This is a genomic window from Streptomyces sp. R33, from assembly GCF_041200175.1.
GTDB classification, from domain to species: domain Bacteria; phylum Actinomycetota; class Actinomycetes; order Streptomycetales; family Streptomycetaceae; genus Streptomyces; species Streptomyces katrae_B.
In genome coordinates this window covers 60,598-80,768 of the sequence record NZ_CP165727.1, presented here as the reverse complement: position 1 = coordinate 80,768, position 20,171 = coordinate 60,598, and the positions used below count along the sequence as shown (strand labels likewise).

17 protein-coding genes and 2 pseudogenes are annotated in these 20,171 nt (G+C 69.4%); 7 read left to right on the top strand and 12 right to left on the bottom strand.

Annotated features, from left to right (window positions below; genetic code table 11):
- Positions 1–406: 406 nt before the first annotated feature.
- Positions 407–1,617 (bottom strand): IS3 family transposase gene (locus AB5J51_RS00395; RefSeq protein WP_369776330.1). Its coding sequence is split into 2 segments (ribosomal slippage): positions 407–1,326 and positions 1,326–1,617, totalling 1,212 coding nucleotides; the frame shifts between segments, so codons are not numbered across the junction.
- Between the two features lie 43 nt (positions 1,618–1,660).
- On the opposite strand from AB5J51_RS00395, the gene AB5J51_RS00390 reads away from it, so the two are divergent.
- The 7 genes from AB5J51_RS00390 to AB5J51_RS00360 all read left to right on the top strand — a co-directional run bounded on the left by AB5J51_RS00390 (position 1,661) and on the right by AB5J51_RS00360 (position 6,995).
- A complete protein-coding gene (locus AB5J51_RS00390) occupies positions 1,661–1,885 on the top strand; it encodes a hypothetical protein (RefSeq protein WP_369776329.1) in 225 nt (74 codons plus the stop codon).
- Positions 1,886–1,968: 83 nt separating this feature from the next.
- A complete protein-coding gene (locus tag AB5J51_RS00385) occupies positions 1,969–3,315 on the top strand; it encodes an IS630 family transposase (RefSeq protein WP_369776328.1) in 1,347 nt (448 codons plus the stop codon).
- A gap of 73 nt (positions 3,316–3,388) precedes the next feature.
- A complete protein-coding gene (locus tag AB5J51_RS00380; RefSeq protein WP_369776328.1) occupies positions 3,389–4,735 on the top strand; it encodes an IS630 family transposase in 1,347 nt (448 codons plus the stop codon).
- A gap of 285 nt (positions 4,736–5,020) precedes the next feature.
- Positions 5,021–5,386, top strand: a complete 366-nt coding sequence (locus AB5J51_RS00375) for a hypothetical protein (RefSeq protein ID WP_369776327.1) — start codon at positions 5,021–5,023, stop codon at positions 5,384–5,386.
- A gap of 85 nt (positions 5,387–5,471) precedes the next feature.
- Complete coding sequence (locus AB5J51_RS00370; RefSeq protein ID WP_369776326.1) at positions 5,472–5,912, top strand: transposase; 441 nt, start codon at positions 5,472–5,474, stop codon at positions 5,910–5,912.
- Positions 5,909–6,301, top strand: coding sequence for a nuclear transport factor 2 family protein (locus AB5J51_RS00365; RefSeq protein WP_369776325.1), 393 nt, complete (start codon positions 5,909–5,911; stop codon positions 6,299–6,301). The genes AB5J51_RS00370 and AB5J51_RS00365 overlap by 4 nt, the downstream gene beginning before the upstream one ends.
- Before the next feature lie 301 nt (positions 6,302–6,602).
- On the top strand, positions 6,603–6,995 hold the full coding sequence (locus AB5J51_RS00360; protein WP_369776324.1) for a nuclear transport factor 2 family protein: 393 nt from the start codon (positions 6,603–6,605) through the stop codon (positions 6,993–6,995).
- Positions 6,996–7,042: 47 nt separating this feature from the next.
- On the opposite strand, the pseudogene AB5J51_RS00355 reads toward AB5J51_RS00360, so the two are convergent.
- From AB5J51_RS00355 to AB5J51_RS00305, 11 genes and pseudogenes are all read right to left on the bottom strand, one after another.
- Positions 7,043–7,774 (bottom strand): annotated as a pseudogene (locus AB5J51_RS00355) (IS5 family transposase); the annotation flags it as partial.
- 912 nt (positions 7,775–8,686) lie between these two features.
- Positions 8,687–9,676: a thiopeptide-type bacteriocin biosynthesis protein gene (locus AB5J51_RS00350; protein WP_369776323.1), complete on the bottom strand. Its 990-nt coding sequence runs from the start codon at positions 9,674–9,676 to the stop codon at positions 8,687–8,689.
- Between the two features lie 87 nt (positions 9,677–9,763).
- Positions 9,764–10,957: a lanthionine synthetase C family protein gene (locus tag AB5J51_RS00345; RefSeq protein ID WP_369776322.1), complete on the bottom strand. Its 1,194-nt coding sequence runs from the start codon at positions 10,955–10,957 to the stop codon at positions 9,764–9,766.
- Positions 10,954–13,911: a lantibiotic dehydratase gene (locus AB5J51_RS00340; protein WP_369776321.1), complete on the bottom strand. Its 2,958-nt coding sequence runs from the start codon at positions 13,909–13,911 to the stop codon at positions 10,954–10,956. Before AB5J51_RS00340 ends, AB5J51_RS00345 begins: the two co-directional genes overlap by 4 nt.
- Before the next feature lie 131 nt (positions 13,912–14,042).
- On the bottom strand, positions 14,043–14,219 hold the full coding sequence (locus tag AB5J51_RS00335; protein WP_369776320.1) for an FxLD family lanthipeptide: 177 nt from the start codon (positions 14,217–14,219) through the stop codon (positions 14,043–14,045).
- A gap of 2 nt (positions 14,220–14,221) precedes the next feature.
- Positions 14,222–15,307, bottom strand: a pseudogene (gene fxlM / locus AB5J51_RS00330) (methyltransferase, FxLD system); the annotation flags it as partial.
- A gap of 16 nt (positions 15,308–15,323) precedes the next feature.
- Positions 15,324–16,171 (bottom strand): IS5 family transposase gene (locus tag AB5J51_RS00325; protein WP_369776274.1). Its coding sequence is split into 2 segments (ribosomal slippage): positions 15,324–15,796 and positions 15,796–16,171, totalling 849 coding nucleotides; the frame shifts between segments, so codons are not numbered across the junction.
- Between the two features lie 24 nt (positions 16,172–16,195).
- Positions 16,196–16,357 carry a hypothetical protein gene (locus AB5J51_RS00320; protein WP_369776319.1) on the bottom strand — a complete coding sequence of 54 codons (162 nt, stop codon included), beginning with the start codon at positions 16,355–16,357 and terminating at the stop codon, positions 16,196–16,198.
- A 409-nt stretch (positions 16,358–16,766) separates the two neighbouring features.
- Positions 16,767–17,894, bottom strand: coding sequence for a hypothetical protein (locus AB5J51_RS00315; RefSeq protein ID WP_369776318.1), 1,128 nt, complete (start codon positions 17,892–17,894; stop codon positions 16,767–16,769).
- 13 nt (positions 17,895–17,907) lie between these two features.
- Positions 17,908–18,792 carry a lactate dehydrogenase gene (locus AB5J51_RS00310; RefSeq protein WP_369776317.1) on the bottom strand — a complete coding sequence of 295 codons (885 nt, stop codon included), beginning with the start codon at positions 18,790–18,792 and terminating at the stop codon, positions 17,908–17,910.
- Positions 18,789–19,928, bottom strand: a complete 1,140-nt coding sequence (locus AB5J51_RS00305) for a hypothetical protein (RefSeq protein ID WP_369776316.1) — start codon at positions 19,926–19,928, stop codon at positions 18,789–18,791. Before AB5J51_RS00305 ends, AB5J51_RS00310 begins: the two co-directional genes overlap by 4 nt.
- Positions 19,929–20,171 lie beyond the last annotated feature (243 nt).

Sequence of the window (20,171 nt, the reverse complement as noted above, 5' to 3'; positions counted from 1 at the left end):
CCACGTAGACGAATCCGGCCCGATAGCGGACCGTCACGCCGGTCAGCTGCGGCCAGTTCTGGCGGGCGTGGTCGTTCAGGCGCTGACGCAGGGAGTGCTGCATTGACTCCGGCGGGTTCTTCAGCACGGCTCCCAGCCTGCAGGCTGCCGGGCCTCCTCGCCGTGAGCACCGTCGGATCGCAGGTAGGAGCGGCGGGATTGGTGCTGGTGGCGGAGGCGGTCGTGATCGTGTTGGAAGAAGGGGTGCGGGGGCGGCTGGAGCGGTAGGTGTCCTCGGCCAGGCAAGGAGATCCACGTGGTGCTCGACAACGGGTCCTCGCACACCGCCAAACACACCAAGAAGTGGCTGGCCGACCACCCGCGCTGGCACGTGCACTGGGGCCTTGACCCCGGATTTTGAACACGTCTATGCGGCTTGGGCCAGGGTAGTTGCTGCTGGTCGGAGGGTGTTCTCGTAGGCGATCGGAGACCGCTGACCGAGGCGGGAGTGCCGGCGCCGGGTGTTGTAACGGGTCAGCCAGCGGAAGGCGTCGAGCCTGGCCTCACGCTCGCTCGACCAGGCCTTCCGGCCTTTGAGCGTCTCCCTCTTGAAGGCGGCGTTGAAGCTTTCCGCGGCGGCGTTGTCCGCGCTGGACCCGATCGCGCCCATGCTCTGCAGGACCCCTGCTGACCTGCAGGCTTCAGCGAAGGCCCTACTCGTATATTGCGAGCCGTGATCGGTGTGCATGATCGCTCCAGCCAGGCTCCCGCGGGTTCGCTCGGCGGCCGCCAGGGCATCGGTGACGAGCTCGGCTCGCATGTGATCGGCGATCACCCACCCGGCCAGCCGGCGTGAGGCGAGGTCGATGACGGTCGCGAGGTAGAGCGGCTTCGCGCCACTGACCGGCAGATACGTGATGTCTCCTACGTACTTCGTGTTCACTACGACCGCGGTGAAGTCACGGCCGATCAGATCCGGCGCCTTCGCCGCGGCCTGGTCCGCGACGGTGGTCTGGTGCCGGCGGCGCAGACGGACCCCCTCAAGTCCGATGGTCCGCATGATCCTCGCGACGCGCTTGTGGTTGACCGCCGGGCCGCCCTCGTCACGGAGTTCGGCAGTGATTCTGGGGGCTCCGTAGGTGCCGTCGGAGTCCTGGTGAACCTTGCGTATCCGAGCCGCGAGCCCGGCCTCGACGTTCTGCCGGGCCGCCCTCGCGGCCGCGGTGCGGCGCCAGTAGTAGAAGCTCGAGCGGGAGAGGCCGAGGATGTCGCAGAGCCGCTTCACGCCGTGACGGCGCTGGTGATCTTCAACGAACTGGCAGCGGTTCACCAGCGCGTCTCCGTCGCGAAATACCGGGCCGCCTTGCGGAGAATGTCGCGCTCTTCCTCCAGCTCACGGATCCTCTTGCGTGCCGCGGCCAGCTCCGCCTGAACGTCGTCACCGCCATCCCGGGCAGCGGCCGGCGGTGCGGAATGGGCGCCGGGCCGGCGCCCGTCGGCGGCCCGGATCCAGTTTCGCAGTGTCTCGGTGTTCACCCCGAGATCAGCCGCGACCGACTTGATCGTCGCTCCCGGCCTCGACCGGTACAACGCGACCGCGTCCGCCTTGAACTCGGCGGGATAGTGCTTCATCCCCACGGGGACTCCGTTCTCCTGGACCATCAAGATCCAAGTGTCTCCGGTGTCCAAAACCCGGGGTCAAGGCCCCTGGACGCTACCGCACGCGTCCTGGCTCAACGAGGTCGAGCTGTTCTTGTCCACCCTGGCCCGTCGGGTACTGAAGCACGGCGTCTTCTCCAGCCGCGACGACCTGATCGACAAGCTGGACGCCTACGTCATCGGCCACAACGAAACCGCCAAGCCCTACCGCTGGACCTACGACGGCACCCCACTCAAGACCACCTGATCAACACCCCTCCACGAACTTCTGCGGAGCAGCGCTAGTGTCCTGCGCCGGAAATCTCAGGGTTAAGTCTGTAGCCTGTTGCCATGTCGCCGGGTCCTCGTGCCGTTGAAGTCCGCCTGTCCGATGAGGAACGCGCGGAGTTGTCTCGTTGGGCGAGTGGGGCGGTGGCGCCGCGGTTCGCGGAGCGGGCGCGCATCGTGCTGGCGTGTGCGGGCGGGGCGCCGAACGCGCGGGTGGCGGTGGAGGTCGGCGTGACCGCCGCGACGGTGAGGAAATGGCGTGGGAAATTCGCCGCTGAGGGGATGGCCGGGCTCGAGGATGCCGCGCGCCTCGGCCGGCCGAAAGCCAATCTGGTTCTGAGCGAGGCCGAACGGGACCAGCTGATCCGGTGGGCCAGGCGCGCGAAGACCGCCCAGTACCTGGCGCTTCGCGCGAGGATCGTGCTGCGTTGCGCGGAAGGCGGGACGAACAAGCAGGCTGCGGCCGAGCTTGGTGTCGACACCTCGACCGTGGATCGCTGGCGCGGTCGTTTCATCGCTGACCGTTTGGACGGTCTGGCCGATGAGCCCAGGCCGGGCCGGCCGTCCTCGATTCTCCTCGACCAGGTCGAGGACGTGATCGTGGCGACGCTGGAGTCCACTCCGGGCCGGGACACCCACTGGTCACGGGCCTCGATGGCCGCCCGCACCGGGCTGTCGAAATCGACGGTCGGCCGGATCTGGAAGCGGTTCGATCTCAAGCCGCACCTGCAGGATTCCTTCAAGCTGTCCACCGATCCGCAGTTCGTCGACAAGGTCGTCGACGTCGTCGGGCTCTACCACAATCCGCCGGAACGGGCAGTGGTGTTATGCGTGGATGAGAAGAGCCAGATCCAGGCGCTGGACCGTTCACAGCCGGTGCTGCCGATGATGCCGGGCATGCCCGAACGACGCACCCACGACTACCTGCGGCACGGCATCACGAGCCTCTTCGCCGCGTTCAACGTCGCCGACGGAACCGTCATCAGCGAACTCCACCGCCGCCATCGCGCGATCGAGTTCAAGAAGTTCCTGGTCACCATAGACAAAGCCGTGCCCCGCGAGCTCGACGTGCACCTGGTCTGCGACAACTACGCCACCCACAACACTTCTGAGATCAAGAGGTGGCTGGCCAGGCACCCCCGCTTCCACGTCCACTTCACGCCCACAGGCTCCTCCTGGATCAACCAGGTCGAGCGGTGGTTCGGTCTGCTCACCGACAAGCTCATCCGCCGCGGAGTCCACACCTCGGTGAAAGCACTGGAAGACGACATCCGGGCCTGGATCGAGACCTGGAACGAGGACCCGAAACCCTTTACCTGGACGAAGACCGCCGACGAGATCCTCAAGTCCCTCGCCGACTACCTCACCAAGATCACCCCATCCGACCCGAGCAACCAGGCGCAGACTTAGCCCTGAGATTTCCGGCGCAGAACACTAGTGTCCTGCGCCGGAAATCTCAGGGTTAAGTCTGTAGCCTGTTGCCATGTCGCCGGGTCCTCGTGCCGTTGAAGTCCGCCTGTCCGATGAGGAACGCGCGGAGTTGTCTCGTTGGGCGAGTGGGGCGGTGGCGCCGCGGTTCGCGGAGCGGGCGCGCATCGTGCTGGCGTGTGCGGGCGGGGCGCCGAACGCGCGGGTGGCGGTGGAGGTCGGCGTGACCGCCGCGACGGTGAGGAAATGGCGTGGGAAATTCGCCGCTGAGGGGATGGCCGGGCTCGAGGATGCCGCGCGCCTCGGCCGGCCGAAAGCCAATCTGGTTCTGAGCGAGGCCGAACGGGACCAGCTGATCCGGTGGGCCAGGCGCGCGAAGACCGCCCAGTACCTGGCGCTTCGCGCGAGGATCGTGCTGCGTTGCGCGGAAGGCGGGACGAACAAGCAGGCTGCGGCCGAGCTTGGTGTCGACACCTCGACCGTGGATCGCTGGCGCGGTCGTTTCATCGCTGACCGTTTGGACGGTCTGGCCGATGAGCCCAGGCCGGGCCGGCCGTCCTCGATTCTCCTCGACCAGGTCGAGGACGTGATCGTGGCGACGCTGGAGTCCACTCCGGGCCGGGACACCCACTGGTCACGGGCCTCGATGGCCGCCCGCACCGGGCTGTCGAAATCGACGGTCGGCCGGATCTGGAAGCGGTTCGATCTCAAGCCGCACCTGCAGGATTCCTTCAAGCTGTCCACCGATCCGCAGTTCGTCGACAAGGTCGTCGACGTCGTCGGGCTCTACCACAATCCGCCGGAACGGGCAGTGGTGTTATGCGTGGATGAGAAGAGCCAGATCCAGGCGCTGGACCGTTCACAGCCGGTGCTGCCGATGATGCCGGGCATGCCCGAACGACGCACCCACGACTACCTGCGGCACGGCATCACGAGCCTCTTCGCCGCGTTCAACGTCGCCGACGGAACCGTCATCAGCGAACTCCACCGCCGCCATCGCGCGATCGAGTTCAAGAAGTTCCTGGTCACCATAGACAAAGCCGTGCCCCGCGAGCTCGACGTGCACCTGGTCTGCGACAACTACGCCACCCACAACACTTCTGAGATCAAGAGGTGGCTGGCCAGGCACCCCCGCTTCCACGTCCACTTCACGCCCACAGGCTCCTCCTGGATCAACCAGGTCGAGCGGTGGTTCGGTCTGCTCACCGACAAGCTCATCCGCCGCGGAGTCCACACCTCGGTGAAAGCACTGGAAGACGACATCCGGGCCTGGATCGAGACCTGGAACGAGGACCCGAAACCCTTTACCTGGACGAAGACCGCCGACGAGATCCTCAAGTCCCTCGCCGACTACCTCACCAAGATCACCCCATCCGACCCGAGCAACCAGGCGCAGACTTAGCCCTGAGATTTCCGGCGCAGAACACTAGGCCGTGTTTTAGATCGGGGTTCCGGACCGCGAGGACGGATACGAGATCGTCCGCCGCGACACCACCCGTGCGAGCACGACGTCACCGTCGAGAACAGCCGCGACCGTATCGCGGGCGACCTCACCAAATGGCTGGCCGCCCGCGCTTCCTAAAAACACGGCGGCGCGGGGCCCGTGTAGCGCGCCGCAGCCGTCGGGCACAGGCTGGAGATGAATGGAGGTCCCCAGGTCCCTCGGTGGACCGGATGTGGAGGAGTCATGGTGGCGACGACGCGCGACGACGCTCCGGTCGCGATCGAAGACGGTGGCGTGGAGCTGCGCATGCAGGAGCTCGGTGGCGACATGACCGCCGCCTTCGTCCGCTTTCCCAAGGGCACGGACATGGCACCGGCTGTCAAGGGCCTGCCCGGCGACCAGTGCCGATGCCCCCACTGGGGATACCTGTTCAAGGGGCGGCTGAAGATGCGGACGGACGACGGGGACGAGATCTACGAGGCGGGGCAGGCGTTCTACTGGCCACCGGGTCACGTTCCGGAAGCGCTTGAGGACTGTGAGTACGTCGACTTTTCGCCGACGAAGGAGTTCAACGAGGTCATCGACTACGTCAAGGCGCACATGGGGTGACCCTCGCATCCGCACGGCCGGGGCGCCTATGGCCGTCTTTTAGAACTCGCTGTCGGATCTCGTCTCATGTCGTGATGATCACGGTGTGGGACGAGGGGATCTCTCTGATGAGCAGTGGTCGGTGCTGGAGCCGTTGTTGCCGGTGGTGGGGTTGGGCCGCCGGTCGCGGAACCGTCGGCGGTTGATCGACGGGGTGCGATGGCGGGTGCGGACCGGTGTTCCCTGGCGGGATCTGCCGTGCGAGTACGGGCCCTGGCAGACCGTGTACGGGCTCTTCCGCCGCTGGCAGCGCGAGGGAGTCTGGGCCCCGGTGCTGTTGACCTCGTTGCAGGCGCGGGCGGACGCGGCCGGGCTGATCACGTGGGAGGTGAATGTCGACTCCACGGTCTGCCGGGCCCATCAGAACCTGTGTCTGAACCTCAGCTGCTGCAGCTCTTTGTGGCGTTCGGCCCAATGGTCGACGTCAATGTGCCACTGCGCGGGTCGCGATGCGTACGTTGCCGGGGAGAGCAGGAGGCGCTTATGACCGATCACCCGCACATCGCAGTGTTTCACCGTGTCCTGGCCGCCTTCTCGGTCGGGGACATGGATGCACTGGCGCAGGAATTCCACTCCGATGTGGTCTGGCACATCGGGGGCCGGAACCTGCTGACAGGTGACTACCGGGGACGCGAGGACACCTTTGCGTTGCTCGGCAGGGAGTTCCAGCTGACGGGTCGCACGTACCGCGCGCAGCTCCATGACGTCCTCGCAAACGATGACCACATGGTTGCTCTGCTCCAGGTCACGGCGTCACGTGAAGGCAAGGAGCTCGACCTTGGCCTCGCCCTCGTCCTCCACATGAGGGACAACAGGATCAGCGAGGGCTGGGTCCTGCCTGCCGACTCCCGCGCGTACGACGAATTCTGGTCGTAGGACTGCCCCACCGGATTCCCACTCAGGTCCCTTCAAGCGCCCCAAACATCTACTACTGGATCTCGTCCAGAAGTAATCCCAGGGCTCTGGCTCAACTTCGGGGGCAAACCAACAGTCAGCGGCTTTGGCCGTCGCAGACGCAAGAGCCCCATCTGATGGCGGCGTTGTGTACCAGTCAACTGCCCTGGTCGCCATCTGCTTGGGGGCGCATCCGATCAGGTGGCGTCGCTGGCCCAGCCAGTGCGCTCATCACGCTGCTGGTTGGCTTGGGGCGGGGTTCCAGCCGGAAAGGAAGGAAGCGATGACCGACCACCCGCACATCGGTGTGTTCCGGCGCGCTATGGAGGCTTTCTCATCAGGCGACATGGAAGTGCTGGCGGAGGTTTTCCACCCCGAGGTCGTCTGGCACAACGGGGGGCAGGGGCCACTGTCGGGGGACTTTCACGGCCGCGAAGCCACATTCGAGATGTTCGCTCGGGACTTCGGGATTTCGGGTGGCACCTACCGCCCTCAGCTCCACGACGTTCTCGCCAACGATGCCCATACAGTCGCCCTGCTCCATGCCACAGCGTCGCGCGAGGGCAAGCAGCTCGACATGGACTACGTCATTGTCTTCCACATCAGCGACGGCAGGATCGTCGAAGGGTGGGAGCTCTGGGCCGACCAGGCAACATACGACGAGTTCTGGTCGTAGGGACGCTCGGCCTGGCGGCAGCGGTGCCGCGTAGGGATTCCAGCTCAGGCAACCGGCCGGGACGTCCTCGTCCACCTGTCAGTCGAGACACCCGCACGGGCCAGCCGCCTGGTCATCAGGGTGATGGCGGCCCACGTGATCAAGGCTTCGGCGTGCTGGACGAGCCGTTCGTAGTCGCGTGCGTGTCGGCGGGCGTGCATCAGCCAGGCCAGCGTCCGCTCGACAACCCAGCTGCATGGCAGGACTACGAATCCGGAAGCGTCCTTGGGCCGGCTGACCGTTTTGACGGTGAGCCGCAGGTCCTTCTTGGCCCTTCGACGAGCTGGCCGGCGTAGGCGGAGTCGGCCCAGACGATGGTGATCTCGGGGTGCAGGAGGCGGAGCCGGAAGAAGACTTCCTTGGCCGCGTCGCGGGCGGGCATGTCGGCGGGGGTGACCATGACCAGCAGAGGGAGCCCTCGGGTGTCGACGACGATGTGCCGCTTCCTGCCGTTGATCTTCTTCGCGGCGTCATAGCCGCGTGAATCCTTGCCGACGGTCTCTGCGGCCTTCACGCTCTGGGAGTCGATCACCGTGGCGACCGCTCTTGGGCCTTGCCCATGTCGCGACGGATGCGTCCGCCCAGGTGGTCGCGGATCTGCCCGACGACGCCGACGGCGGTCCAGCGGGCCATAAACCCCCAGACCGTGCGCCAGGGCGGGAAGTCAGCTGAGAGAGCCCTCCACTTGCAGCCGGTATCGAATCGACGACGTAGCGGATCGCGTCGACGATCGAAATTCTCCTTGAAGACTCACGGCTTGCCGGTGGAATCCAGCTCGGGCGACGCACCCCACAACCGCCCGGGCCGCCTGGCCGTTACGGGCACTGGGCCGAATCGGTGACCTGAAACCGGGGTGTGCCTACGAGCTCTGCCCTGACCGCTACGACACCCGCGACGCCTGCCCCGGACCGCGGCCCGGCGTACGAAGGGCAGGGGGAGTGGAGGTGTCGGCTTCGGGCGCCAACGCGCACCGTTCGATGTCACACAGGGTGCCGAAAGCTGTGCTGGTGATGCGGGGCGCCGGCCGGCTGCGGCTATGGTCGGGCACAGTCCGCGCCGATAGGGCATGCGCGGGCGAGGCCCGGGGACCAGAGCGCTCTGGCGGTAGCAGTACCGGGCCGCCCCCACACCGGTCCGGGCCGCGTCCGCGCTCGGCCTGAGTCCGGCTACGGCGGGAAAGTCCTGTGGCATGACCTGTCGGAGACCGACCCCGGTTCAGCGCCGCATGAGCCAAACTCCCGTCGACCCCGTCGCGCACAACCGCCTGGCCTGGGACCGCGAGGTGGAGGAGGGCAACGAGTGGTCGCGCCCGGTCGGGCCCGAGGCGATCGCGAAGGCGCGGGTCGGCCAGCGGTCCATCGTCCTGATCGGGACGAGCCGATCAACCCGACCTGGTTCCCGCCGGAGATCGCCGGTCGCGACGTGCTCTGCCTCGCCTCTGGCGGAGGGCAGCAGGGTCCGGTACTGGCCGCGGCGCGCGCGGATGACCGTCTTCGATAACTCGGGGAAAAAGGGGCCTCCGACGGACCGAATCCGACCGACCGTGGCACGCTGGGATCGAACATCCAGTTGATCACCGACCGGCACGGACTGCCGCTCTCGCTGAGTGACTGCTCCCGTTCCTGGTCGCTTCGCGGCTTTCCCGCCCGAATTCACCGACTCCCACCGCTGAGGGCGGAGGCGGGGTTTAGCACGGTGCGCGTGGCGGCATGGGCGATGAGGGCCTGGGTGCGAGGGGTGAGCCCGAAGCGGTTCCAGTGGAAGATCACATGGTGCGCGAGAACCTGCCGTAGTCCGCGTTCGAGGGTCCCGGCTGTTGCCGCCTCCCCGAGGGCGCGTCCTGTGGTCTCGAAGGCGTCCAGCCACGGGGCGACGGCTTCCAGCGCGCCGCCGGGGGCGAGGAGGGGGGAGGGATCGGCGTTCATCAGCGTGCGGAGACCGTGGCTGAGTTCGGCGAGCTGGGTGGTCGTCACGTCCACCGGAAGAGGCCGCAGGCGAGAGACCTTGTCCCAGACGTCGCCCTGTTCGAACCACTCCTGTCTTGCGGCCCGGAACAGTGCGCAGAGCAAGAGGACGGACAGTTCGCGGCGGCCCATGGGGGGCTCGGTGTTCTGGATGTGGTCGAGGACGTGGGCGCTGTCGGCGTGGAACAGGGCGTGTGCGACTTCCATGACGGCCGGGCCGCCGAGGGCGGGGATCTCGGGCTCGTAGACGGTCTGCCACCAGCTGGTGATCGTCCGATGTTTCACGAGGGCGTTGAGGATGCCGGCGAGGACGTGGCGTAGCCGGTCGGGTCCGTGGGGTCCGGGCAGGGCGCGCAGCCGCCAGTGGGGGGCCTTGCGGACGAACCACCAGGCGCCGATGAGCCCGGCTGCTTTGGCGTTGGCGAGCCTTCGGGCGAGGGGGGCGGCCGTGTCCTCGCAGCGGCTCCAGTCGGGGAACTCGATGCGGACCTGGTACCAGTCGAGCCGGGCGGCCTGCCCGGCGAGGGCGTCCCGTCCGGCGGCTCGGTAGAGGGCGACGGCGTCGCCCAGTTCCTCGGGGGCGATGCCCGTACGGGCGGCGACGTCGGGGACCGGCTGTCCGGCCAGGACGGCGAGGACCGCGTCCTCGGTCTGTAGGGAGGGGTAGAGGATGTTCATCGGGGCTGGGTCCTCTCCGCGGAAGGGTGTCGGGAAGCATGCGACCGACGGGTGTGGGCTGAGCTCATGTGCCGGCTGTGGGTCGGGTCAGTCGATGAGGAGGCACGCGTCCCAATGGGAGGCGGGGGCCCGGTTGTAGAGGGCGGTGGCCTGGGCGAGGGCCTGCCCGGCGGCGCCCTCAAGGAACGCGATGTCCTCGAAGGTGTGCTGGCCGGTGAGGGTGTCGGCGAGGCGGCGGGCGGCGGTACCAAGGACGGGCGTCTGGGCGTCCTCGGCGGCCCGCCATACGGTCTGGAACAGACCGCCTATGCCGTGGCAGAGGCCCGCGCCGGGTAGCTGGCCGAGCTGGCGTCCGTCGGCGAGGCAGGCAGCCAGTGCGTTCTCGGCGGCCTGCTGGCGGCCGGTGTCGGCGGTGGCGATGGCTGCGAGCTGGAGGGCGCGGGTGATGCCGGGCGAGCCGTAGCACCAGGACGGCCGACCTGGGCCGGTGCCGCGCGGCCGGCCGGCGGCGGCTTCCTCGCGGGTGATCGTCTCCGGCCACCACGGGCCACGATCACCGTGCTGCTGCCACCGGTCGAACCAGGCGGCGACGGTGGCGACGGCCTCGCGCTGGCCGTCCACGACTGCGCCCCGACGCAGGGCCTGGGCGAGGAAGGCGAGGGGGCCGGTGATGCCGTGGGCCATTCCGAGGTTCGCGTGCCCACCTGGGGTGTAGAGGCGATGGGGGTCGTGGGCGCACCACCAGCCCGGCAGCGTCTCGCCGTCCACGGTCAGCGGCCGGGTCAGGGCGACGAGGTAGGACAGGACGGCGGCGAGGGCGTCATCGCCGGGGATGTGGTGGAGCAGGTGCACGCCGATGCCGGTGAGTCCGTGCAGGAGGTCGTACTCGGCGAACGCTGGAGCTTCGCCGCGCCGGATACGAGCGCGGGCGGCCTTCACCCGGCGGTGCGCGAGGGCGGCGGTGGCCGCGTCGAACTGGTCGCGGGTCGCCCGGTAGCGGTCCTGTCCGTCGGCCCCGGCCGCGTGAAGGACGAACGCCAAGGCCGGGACACCGTAGGTAAGGCAGGCGGAGTCGGCTGCGGTCACATCCGCCCGGGTCGCGGCCGCCAGCCACACCTTCACCGGCTCCCAGTCGCTGGAGCCGGTGAGTGCCCGCTCGATGTGCCACAGGGCTACCCCGGCCGGGCCCCTGGCCAGCGACTGCGCGAGCTCCGGGTCCTGTCCTTCGTCGGGGGCGTGCAGGTGGCGGTATCGGGCCTGGAGAACGGTTGCCGCGTTCACGGGCGGGCCTTTCGATGGTGGGTGTGCCCGAGGGCGACGGCACGGGCGAGACGGTGGGTTGTCCGCTCGGTTTCGGGACCGCTGCCGAGGGCGCGCACGTGGTGGAGCTGGAGCAGCACGCGCAGCACGGTCATCGGGTCGCGTTCGGCGGCCAGCGCTTGCCGGTAGGCGGTGAGCGCTTCGGCGCGGGCCGCCCACGCAGCCGTGACAGCGTGACCGTCCGGCTGGCGGCACCAGGCGGCATCTGCCGCTGCGAGGGCCAGGGCCTGCCGGGACAGCCCGGTGTCCACGGGGCCGCTTTCGCGCGGCAGGTGCGCGGCCAGCCAGGACCATCCATCACCGGGGGTGGGCGCGAAGGCGGTGGCGAGATCGGCGAGGGAGGCGGCGGTGAGCGTTTCGGCTGGGGTTGCGGTGCGCACCGCGTAGGTGATCTGGGCGAGCGCGGCGACAGTGTCGGCCGCGAAGACCCGCTCCGCGCTCTCACGGGCCGGGCCGTGGCCGAAGCGGGCGCTGTGCGGATGGTGGGCGGTCAGGTCCAGGCGGGGGGCGAGCTGGTGGCGGCGCAGCTCGTCGGCCCAGCCACCGAGTCGTTCGGCGGCCTGCCCGTATGCGGCCCGGTCGGCGAGCCGCAGGACAATCCTCAGGTGGGGGTCGTCGCCAAGGTGGCGGGTGAACCACCACAGCGGGGCCGACTCCCAACCGGCCAGCAGCCGGGGCAAGTGTTCGGTGAGGATCTCGTCCTGCCGGCGAGGGTGCCCGTACAAACGGGCGCACACCGTGCAGGAGGCGCCGGGTAACTCCGCCACCGGCGCCGGGACGGCGAGCGCGACCGGCCGGGCAGGTATGGGGACGGTGGCGTGCAGGACGGTGAGGAACTCGTGGGCGCGGCCCATGAACCCGCCCGCGGAAGGTGAGGTGGAGCCTGCGGCCGGCGAAGGCGCCTCGCGCACTTCCACCTCCCGGGCCTTGGCGAGGCGGGCCCGCAGCAGCTCCCGGTGCAGTGGCACATTCAGGTCCAATGGCAGCCGCATTTCCGTCTCCACGAGCACGACGCGGGCCGGGAGCTTCTGCCGGGTACGCCAGCGGTCGAATGCCTCCTCCCACACGGGCCGCTCGGCGGACGGGCCGGGCAGCTGGGCGGCGGCCAGGAGCCAGCGGGCAGGGGCGAGGACGGTCCGGCCGTGCCGGAGCCGGGGCAGGTAGGGCAGCCGGGCGGCGGCGCCCCAGTCGGGAAGCCGCCAGAAGGTGCGGCGGGCTGCGGCGACTTCGGCGAGGAACCGTGCCAGCGGCGGTGTCAGCACGCGTGGCTCCAGCGCGTGCAGGACGCGGGGCTCGACCAGCTGCCCGGTGGAGGCCCGGATCAGGTAGAGGCGGTCGGGGTCGCAGGTGACGGCGAGGTCTTCCAACGCGATGCTTCCGGGCCCCTGATCGGGCCAGCCGAGCGTGATGGTGTGCTCCAGCAAGCGGGGAACACGGGTGACGTTGGCGCTGCGGCGCCGGCGGGCCGGGAAGAGCAGCTGCGCGGGGAGCGGGCCGGGCGGCCCGGCGAGGGCGGCGGCCAGCCGGTCGGTGTCAGGGCCGGGCAGGAGGTCGGCGAACCGTCCGGCCATGGAGGAGGCTGGACGGGCCGCCGAGGCCAGCCACACCTCGAACCGGCCCCGCCGTACCTCGTCCGCGTTGTCGGCGTGGAGCTGGAACGCCATCTCCACGCACGGCGGCGGGACCAGCTCGGCCACGTCCACAAGGGCCAGTTCGGTGATGAGCTCCTCGGTGAGGACCACCTCCCGGACCCCGTCGAGGGCAGCCTGCTGAGCGAGAGCGAGGAAAGCCTCGTCACGGGCGGACAGCATCCGGGCCGGGGCCGGGCGGTCGGCGCCGAGGTAGCCGGACGGCCAGCCGAGTCCGGCGTCGCCGACCAGCTCGGCCACCGGCACGGCCGCGCCGTCCCCGTACGTCTGCCGGAAGCGCTGGTGGTAGTCCCTCCACGCCGGAGGACCCGACGGATACGGCGAGAGCCGTGCCAGCACGGACGCGGCCCTCGCGACCTCGGACAGGACCCCTTCGGGGATGGTGATGCGAGCGTCGAGGGCGGTGTCCGGCCAGGACGGCGAGGGACTTCCGGTCACCTGCCCCGTGGGGACGGGCACCGGCGCGGAGGTGACCGCAAGAGCAGTCACCTCGCGCAGGACGCCGATGGGGTCGGTGGCGGTGGCCACCTCGTCCAGAGCCGACAGCAGCACACCGTGCTCCAGGAGCTGGGCCAGGAGCCCGCGGACGGTGGCGCTGTCGGCATGGGGGAAGTCGATGGAAACGGCCTTGGCCACGTCGGCGAACGTGGCGGGGCCCGAGGCGGCGGCGAGCGCGGAGTACACGGGGCCGGTGGCCGCCACCGACACCTCCAGCGGGGCCAGCCCCTTGGCTGGCGTACGGCCGGGCGCGACAATCCGCCCGCCCCGGGTGACGGCGGCCGGGTTCGCCGCGACGGGCAGCCCCTCCAGGACCTCGGGATTGGCGGTAAGCTGATCAGCGACCGCCCCCAGCCAAACGGCATCCGGACGCAGTACGGCGCGGTGCCCGCTGCCCCACCGGGCTTGGGGCTGCGGACCGGTGCGTGCGGGAGCCACTCCGGCGAAGTGCCCGAAGGGGGTTGCCCGACCCTGCCAACGCAGCAGGTAGGCGGCGGTGGAGTGCACCAGCCGCCGCACCTCCTTCACGCCCGGCGAGTCGGCGGCCAGCATGGCGGCGGTCTGTGCGGCCAGGACGGGGCTCGCGGCCTCGAGCGCCTGGCGGGCCTGCGGGTGCTCCCAGACGGCCGCCAGCCAGGTCCGGCCGCGCTCGGCGGCCACGGGCCCGGACAGGTCTACGTCCGCTTCCGGGACGCCCGTCCCGGGATGGGTGGTGGCCCGCACAAACAAGGCCCCCGTGTACCGGTACAGCCGCGCTCCGCCTGCCATGACCTGTGCCCCCTCGCTTTCGTCGTGGTGCCGCCGGGCACACGACCGTGTGCCCGGCGGCGGGTGGTGGGAGGCGAGGTGGAGCACCGCGGCCAGCGCTGGTGCTCTACCTCACCTCGCGGCGGCACGGATCAGGCGGCGTCGCCGCTGAGGGAGACGCAGGCGGTGGCGCCGTTGGCGCAGGTGCTGCCGCAGCCGTCGCCGGTGTCCTGCAGGAGGCTCGCGATGGGCGCTCCGGACTCGACCACCCGCACGTCGAGGTGGAACTCATCCATGCCGGTCGTGGCGTGCTTCACCTGGTGAGTCATGATCACTTCTCCTTCTCGGTGATGATGCTCTTGCTGGCCTGGCCCTCCTGGGGCCAGGAGATGACGATGCGGCGGTGCCGCTTGGTGATGACCCGCCCGGCGGGCAGGTCGGCCTCGGGGGTGCTGGCCGAGTAGGCGTAGATGACCGGCTCGTCCTGCCGGTGATCGCGGTCCCACCTCTGGAGCTCCTCCACGAGGGCGTCGGCCACCGCTGCCGCGTTCGGCCCGTAGCCGTGGACGCCGAACTCGGCGCCGTCCGCGGTCCGGCGGATGGCCAGGTAGGCGAGGGAGTCACCGTCGAGCAGGGTGATGTTCGCCCGCTTGTTCTGCGGGGCGACGAGGCCGGTGTCGAGCTCGGCGTCCACCGACATCAGGCAGAAGCCGTCGAGTGTGGTCGCCAGCCACATCTGCATGCCCTTGATCGGCTCTGCCGGCGCGACGGTTACACCGGTCCACTTCTCCACCCGGTCGGTGTCGAACACGCCGTTCAGAGCGTCGGGGTCGGCGGGCCATTCCTCATCGAAGCGGAGCCCGATCTCCTTGCCCCGAATCAGCAGTAGACGTTCGGAGTGCTCGCCCTCGCCCTGCATGGTGACGAATCCGCAGACCTCGGCCGACCTGGACACGAGGCGGTCGCCGTCGCGGTCGAAGGCCACCGAGCGCGTCAGTCCGCGCATGCGCAGCGGCACGACCAACCGACCATCCCCTGCGAGCTGATCAGTCCACGCAGGGGGGATGTCCCAGGCCCCGACGGTCACGATCAGCCGGTCAAGAGTGCCAGCGTCCGGGAGGCCCTGCTCGGCGTCTGCAAGGACGACCCGAACCCGCTCGTACCCGGTGGCGTCCAGCAGCTCTCGGGCGCGGTCGGTGACGTTGGGGTCGATGTCGACGGTGACGACCGATCCGTCCGGGCCCACGACCTCGGCCATCAGGGCCGCGTTGTAACCACCCGAGCCGATTTCGCCGACCCGCATCCCCACATGGGCCTCGGCCTGCTCCAGCATCATCGCCTGGACGTCGGGGGCTGAGACTGAGCTGATCGTGATGCCGTGCTCGTTCTTCTTCGTGGGCACGGCCTCGTGCGCGGCGTACGCCTTAGAACTGCTATCGGAATGACTTCAGGCGTCGCCAGCAGATGAGTGAGCAAGCGAGGCTGAGGAAGGCTTCGTGGATGTCGTCGCGGACTTCCCAGCGGATCCGCAATCGGCGGAACCAGTGGAGGTGGGCGAAGGCCCGCTCGACAACCCAGCGTTCGGTGCCGAGGCCGGAGCCGTGTGGGACGCCGCGTCGGGCGATGACGGGTTTCACGCCCAGGGCCCAGGCCAGGCGTCGGTACTTGTCATGGTCGTAGCCGCGGTCCCCGAGCACCGTGTCGGGCCGCCGACGGGGCCGGCCGCGCTTGCCGCGAACCGGTGGGACGGCCTGGAGGAGGGGGATGAACTGGGTGACGTCGTTGCGGTTGCCGCCAGTCAGGATGGCGGCAAGCGGAATGCCGGTGGCATCGGTGATCAGGTGGTGCTTGCTGCCATTCCTGCCCCGGTCAACGGGGCTTCGCCCTGTTTTGGAGCCCCCTTTAACGCGCGTATGTGGGAGCCGTCGACCACGGCCCGCGAGAAGTCCAGAGCGCCGGCCCCGCGGAGCCGGGCCAGAAGGGTCTCGTGCAGCCGCGGCCAGACGTCGGCCTCGGTCCACTCAGCCAGGCGCCGCCAGCAGGTCATGCCCGATCCGAACCCCAGTTCCTGCGGGAGGTGTTCCCACGCGATCCCGGTGTGCAGAACGAACAGGATGCCCTGGAACACCAGCCGGTCCGGATGCCGCTTCCGACCAGGATGACGAGTCCGTCGCTCCACCCTCGGCAGGAGCGATTCGATCACCGCCCAGAGTTCATCGTCCACTTCCCACGGCTTCCGCCGAGCCACCCCACACCCCCAGATCAACGTTCTCAGGGACATCCAACCAGCCCGAAGATCATTTCGTTAGGGGTTGTTAGCGAGGGGTGCCTCCGGGGCGAAGACGTGTCGGGGGACGGTCCGAAATGCGGCCTCGACCTGCTTGCTGCGGATGGTGCCCGCCCTGACGAGCTGCTCCGTCATCGCGGTGCGCAGAACCCCGGGGTCGGCAGTTTCAAGATCGGTCATGCGGTCACCTGTCTCTTGTCGTGGTGTAGCGGATGGGGACCAGCCGGCCGCACCGAGAAGGAGTGCCAGCCAGGGCGCTGTACGTAGAACTGCCGCGTGGTGTGGGACGGTATGGGGCGACGACGCTAGCCAGACCGCGGTCCCGCGACCGGGGTATGCGCCGCGGGGCACCGGCGGTGCCGCTCTGGCAGGGACGCTATCGGCGGTGTTTCTCGGTTCTGGCCGACTTCTTGCGAGCTGGCCGAGTTCTTCTGTTTCCCGTCCGGTGTCAGGCGCTGTTCCCCGGCCGGAGCGGTCATATGTTCGGTTGACTGCGGGTTCGACGCGCCTGGTTGACGCTGTACGGGTGTCCTGCGTGGCTGCCGAGCCGGATCGAGCAGCCACACAGGCGCCTAGACGATCGCGAGGGCTATGCGGCAGCGAGCTTGGTCAGGAAGTCGGCCGCTCGGTCGTGGTCGTGTCCGAGGGTGAAGGCGTGGTGGGGGAGGAGGCGCAGCAGGCCGCGCACGTGGTCGCGGGCATCAGCGTTGCCGCCGGCCGTGACGCCGCGGGCGAGGCCCAGGATGTCTGGGTAGCGGTCCTCGGTGGCGCCCTGCATGAAGTCGCTGTCGCCAAGCGACGGCGAGGTGTCGTGGACGGAAGGCTCGGCCCCGGCGGCGATCTGCGGGAATAGCAAGTCGGTGGCCATCCCCTGCGTGGCGAGGGTCAGCCCGAACCACGACTCGAACTGGTCGGGAAACACCTGCGCCTTGAGCTCCCGCCCGCCGTCCCAGAGCGGGCTGAGGTTGCCGGTACACAGAGCGGCTGTGACCCGCTCGTCCTGGGTGGGGTGGAGGGACTCACCTGCGTCGAGGCGGGCGGTGACCTTCTCGTACAGGCCGAGGCCGTCGAGCAGCCCGAGACCGACGGCGGCGGCCGCCGGCCAGGGCAGGACCGTCACGTTGCCGAACGCGTCCGCGCGGGCGAACACCCGGTCGTTGGCGAGCAGGTGTGCGCCGCACCGGGTCGCCAACGTGAGGGCGGTGGTGGTCTTGCCGGCGCCCTTGCCGCCAAAGGCCAGCCAGGTCCGGTCGCCCATTACGACGGCGGAGGCGTGCAGCACGGTCCAGCCGTCGCGCAGGAGCTGCCCGCGTACGGCGTCGCGGGCGATGCGGGCGGTGGCCAGGGAAACCTGAAGCGGGTCCGCTCCAGCGACCTTGATGCGGCCGGTGGCCGGCTCGCTGAGGTAGGCCAGCTGCTGGCCAGGGGCGACGGCGGTGATCGTGCCGTCGGCGGCGGTGGCCACCAGGGCGGGGGCCTTGGCGTAGATGTGACTGGTGTGGGGCCGGGCCCGAACGTGTTCTTCCAGGCGCATGTAGGCGTCGAGGTCAACGTCGGCGGCGATGACGGTCCCCGCGCACACGGTGGCGGGGTCGACGCTGGCGGCACCCCACCAGGGGCCGAAGTAGCGGGAGGCCCAGTCAGTAACGGTCCGGTCGGCCGAGATGATCGTGACGGCCGCCGGGGCGGCGGTGATGCGGGTGGCGGTGATGCTCACCTGGGGTGCTCCTCTACTGGATGGTTGCGAGTGCCTGGTAGGCGGTGTCGAGCTTGTTGCCGGACGCGGTGAAGCGGTCGGCCTCGGTGGGGTCGAGGACGGGGAGGGTGGGCTTGCCCTGGCCGGCGGTGAAGGTCATGGGGACGCCGAGCCAGTGGCCGATCCATTCGGTGCAAAGCTCGGTGGTGCCGTCGGCCTGCCCGAGCACGAGGCGCAGCGTGGTCAGGACGGCTCCGGCGGGTCCTGATCGGGTGCGGCCGACGCCGCTGCTGATGCTGCCGGGCCGGTCGGCCAGCGTCTTGCGGATTTCCCGGACGGGGACGGCGAGGGCGCGGCCGTTGACGGTGGTGGTCGACGCGCAGATGACGGCGCTGTCTCCGTGTTCGCCGATGACGTGCCCGCGGATCTGGTCCGCGGGCACGCCCGTCAGCGAGGACAGAGCGAGCCGGTAGCGGGCCGTGTCCAGGTTGGAGCCGATCCCGTAGACACGGGTGCAGCCGGACGATTCGGCGAAGAGACGGGCCATCAGGTCAACGGGGTTGGTGACGATGAGGACGGTGCCGGTGTAGCCGCGCAGGCGGCGGCCGAGGTCGCGGATGGCGCGGGCGTTGGCGGCGCCGCCCATGCGGATGTCGTGCTGGTGGGTGTTGGTGAAGCGCTCCCGGATCGCGATGACGAGCGCTGCCGCGGTGGTGGTGTCCTCGGGCCGGCAGCCAAGCAGCGTGGTGAAGGCGCCGGTGGAGGTGCGCATGTCGTCCAGGTCGTCCGTCAAGGCCTGCGCCTGGACGAGTGTGCGGGAGGCGAGCAGCAGCTGGTCGGCGATGCCGGAGGCCAGGATCGTGTTGGACACGGTCTGGCCGATGGCTCCGGCGCCGATGATCCCGATCGTGGTGGTCACGCGGCGGCCACCACCCTGACGGCCGCGAGCGCGTTGTCCCAGACCTGTCGAGCGGGAAGACGGCGCTCGAGCTGGCCGGCCAGGGAGTCGACCACGGTGAGGATGGCGGAGGCACGGGCAGTCAGGGCCTGGCCGGTATGGGGCAGGGCCAGCCCGAATGGCGCGGCCAGGTAGGTCGTGAGGATGCTGGTGGTGTCCATCAGCCACCACGTCAGCAGCTGCCGCAGGATCGCGGGCTGGTGCACGCGGGTGGTCCTGTCGAGGTGGCTGTCGACGTGGCGGCCCAGCCCATCGATGACTTGCCCGGCCCCGGAGGGGCGCACTGCGGCGAGGAACAGCACCGTTCTGCTGATCAGCTTGGCACGGTCGCTGTCGGGACTGGCGAACATCAAGCCGGGGTCGATGAACACCGGACGCTGACCCGAACCGGCAGGAAAGATCACATGCTCGGGCTTCAAGTCGCCGTAGCAGAAGGACCGGCGGCCCGTCAGAACCGACAGGCCGGCGGCCAGCAGCCGGTGCACGATGCGGTGAAGAACGGGAGCCAGGTGCACGGGCTCGTGGCCCGAGGTGAGTTCATCGATATAGCTGTGGGCATCCGGCTGACCGAACTTGCGCGCGAACGTGCTGGTAATGCTGCGATCGGTTCCGATCACGCCAGGGTCCGTGACGCCGGGACCCCGGCCGTGCAGCGGCCGCAACTCGTTGAACGTCAGATCGAGGAAGTCCGCGGTGCGGGCAGGCTGCGTGAGAAGCGCCTGAGACAGCGGCGTTCCGGTGACCGGGGTGGTGAACAGGACACCGTCGTGCAGTCCAGCGAGCAGCCCAGGACGCGGGCCGGGCAGACGGGACAGGAACGCGAGCTGGGCGGCCTCCCGTCGCATCAACGAGTCCGGGCGCTGCACGTAAAGCTCCTGCGCGGCAAGCACCTGGGGCCACGTTCCGGCCGAACCCCGCAGGAGGGACACGAGGGACATGCCGACAAATGAGTACTTGGCGTACACAGTCCGGTCGTCGACCCGCATGCGGCGCACGTACGTGGTGGGGCTGGGGACGTGCAGGCCAAGTTCGATGCGGGCGGCCGGCCAGAGGGCGGCGGCAGCGGCCGCGATGCGCCGGTCGGCCTGATCGAACACTTGATTTGGATCGGGTACTGCGTTCAAGGCAGGTGGGGCCGGTAACTCGGTCGTAGTCATTGGGCCTCCAGGGCGGTCGTTTCTCGGATGGTGGGACGGCAGGTCAGACGGGGCGCAGTCAGCGGGGTGTCAATGGCTGTCCCTCACCGCGACCAAGTCGGGCGTCCGTGATCAGCGCGCGGCCGAGCATCGCCTGGATGTGGCGCCGAACCCGGCGCCGGTGGATCGCCACAGTGATGGCGC

What these genes read in the sequence shown, in the direction of transcription:
- AB5J51_RS00360 (WP_369776324.1), top strand. Translation starts at nt 6,603, where the DNA reads ATGACCGACCACCCGCACATCGGTGTGTTCCGGCGCGCTATGGAGGCT.
- AB5J51_RS00340 (WP_369776321.1), bottom strand. Translation starts at nt 13,911, where the DNA reads ATGGCAGGCGGAGCGCGGCTGTACCGGTACACGGGGGCCTTGTTTGTG.
- AB5J51_RS00335 (WP_369776320.1), bottom strand. Translation starts at nt 14,219, where the DNA reads ATGACTCACCAGGTGAAGCACGCCACGACCGGCATGGATGAGTTCCAC.
- AB5J51_RS00365 (WP_369776325.1), top strand. Translation starts at nt 5,909, where the DNA reads ATGACCGATCACCCGCACATCGCAGTGTTTCACCGTGTCCTGGCCGCC.
- AB5J51_RS00320 (WP_369776319.1), bottom strand. Translation starts at nt 16,357, where the DNA reads ATGACCGATCTTGAAACTGCCGACCCCGGGGTTCTGCGCACCGCGATG.
- AB5J51_RS00350 (WP_369776323.1), bottom strand. Translation starts at nt 9,676, where the DNA reads ATGAACATCCTCTACCCCTCCCTACAGACCGAGGACGCGGTCCTCGCC.
- AB5J51_RS00375 (WP_369776327.1), top strand. Translation starts at nt 5,021, where the DNA reads ATGGTGGCGACGACGCGCGACGACGCTCCGGTCGCGATCGAAGACGGT.
- AB5J51_RS00380 (WP_369776328.1), top strand. Translation starts at nt 3,389, where the DNA reads ATGTCGCCGGGTCCTCGTGCCGTTGAAGTCCGCCTGTCCGATGAGGAA.
- AB5J51_RS00385 (WP_369776328.1), top strand. Translation starts at nt 1,969, where the DNA reads ATGTCGCCGGGTCCTCGTGCCGTTGAAGTCCGCCTGTCCGATGAGGAA.